We start from the raw sequence: 1,797 nt of genomic DNA, 5'->3' as shown, positions 1-1,797 counted from the left end.
CGCCACGAAGCGCTCCGCGGTCAGCCCGAAGCGTCGTACGTAACCGCGGGCCACTCCGGGTCCGGCGATGTAGAGCTCGCCCGCGACCCCGACCGGCACCGGGCGCAGCCGCGTGTCCAGGACGTACAGCCGTGCGCCCGCGACGGGGCGGCCGATGGGGACGCCGTCGGCGCCGAAGTCGCGTACGGGGTCACCTGCGGTGACGGTCACCGTGGTCTCGGTCGGGCCGTAGACGTTGCGCAGGGTCCGGCCGGGTGCCCAGCGGGCGAGGAACTCCGCCGACATGGCCTCGCCACCGACCAACAGGCCGCGCAGTTCGGGCAGTTCCATGTCCGGCACGCTCTGCAGGGCGGCCGGCGGGATCTCCAGGTGGGTGATCCGCCCCTCGCGCAGGACCCGGCCGAGCGCCTCGCCGGCCAGCGGGCCGGGCTCGGGCAGCACCAGGGTCGCTCCCGCGTGCCACGCGGAGAGTACGTCGGCCATCGCCACGTCGAAGTTGGGCGAGACGGCCTGGAGGAGCCGGGAGCCGACGGTCAGCCCGAGCGCGCGCTGGTGGGCGGCGGCCATCCCGGCCAGGCCGCGGTGGGGGACGAGGACGCCCTTGGGGCGGCCGGTGGAACCGGAGGTGTAGATCATGTACGCGCCGGCGTCCGGGGTGGACGGGGCGGGCAGCTTCGCCGCCGCGGCCGGGAGTTCACCGTCCACCCGCAGGACGGGTATGTCGGCTTCCGGAACGCGGTCCAGGGTGGCGCCGTCGGTGAGGATCAGTGCCATGCCCGCGTCGGCGGCCATGAAACCGAGCCGGTCGGCGGGGTACTGGGGGTCCAGGGGCACGTAGACGCCGCCCGCCCTGGCGACCGCGAGCAGTGCGGTCAGCCAGCGCACCCCACGCGGCAGGCACACGCCGACCACGTCGTCGGTGCCCACCCCCAGGTCGAGCAGGGCGTGGGCGAGGCGGTCGGCACGGGCACCCAGCTCGGCGTAACTGAGGGCGAGTTCGCCCTCGACGACGGCGGTCTGCCGCGGGTCGCGGGCCAGCTGGGCGTCGAAGAGTCCGGCCATGCCGAGGACGTCGGCCGGCTCTGCGTCCGGGGCGTTCCACTCGTCCAGGATCAGGGTCCGCTCGTGGGCGGTCAGCGTGGGCACGGCCGCCGCGACGGGCCGTGCCACGGCCTCGGGCTCGGCCCACTCGGCGAGGACCATGAACACGTGGTCGGCGATGCGGTCCACGGTGGCCGCGTCGAACAGGTCGGTGTTGTAGTTGACCAGGCCGCCGAGCTCGCCGCCGTTCTCCTCGAAGGCGATCAGCAGGTCGAACTGGGCGGCGTCGGTGTCGAGGGGGTGTTCGCTCCAGCGCAGGCCGCCGAAGTCGCCGAGTCCGCCGGGCATGCTCTGCAGCAGCACCATGGCCTGTACAAGGGGGCTGCGGGAGGCGTCACGCTCGGAGACCACGGCGTCGACGACCCGGTCGAAGGGCACGGCGGCGTGGGCGAAGGCGTCCAGGACGGTCTCACGGACGGAGGCGAGCAGTTCGGCACCGGTCGCGGCCTCGTCGATACGGGTCCGCAGGGCGAGCGTGTTGACGAAGAACCCGACCTGGCTCTCCAGCTCCCATTGGCCGCGGCCGGAGTCCGCGGTGCCGACAACCACGTCGTGCTGGCCACTGTGCCGGGACAGCACCAGTTGGACGGCCGCGACCAGGCCCATGAAGAGGGTGACGCCCCGCTCCTCGCACGTCCGGCTGAAGCGGGCCAGGGTGTCGGCCGGGACGACGAACCGGCGGTTGGCACCGTTCGA

General features: G+C 73.7%; 1 protein-coding gene. It reads right to left on the bottom strand.

The window, feature by feature from the left end; all coding sequences use genetic code 11:
- Nucleotides 1-1,797 (bottom strand): non-ribosomal peptide synthetase (locus tag EES42_RS27955; protein ID WP_164495341.1); only part of this gene is annotated, 1,797 nt, incomplete at both ends.

The organism is Streptomyces sp. ADI95-17, from assembly GCF_003846175.1.
Classification (GTDB): Bacteria; Actinomycetota; Actinomycetes; order Streptomycetales; family Streptomycetaceae; genus Streptomyces; species Streptomyces sanglieri.
This window is presented reverse-complemented; position numbering and strand designations above follow the sequence as displayed.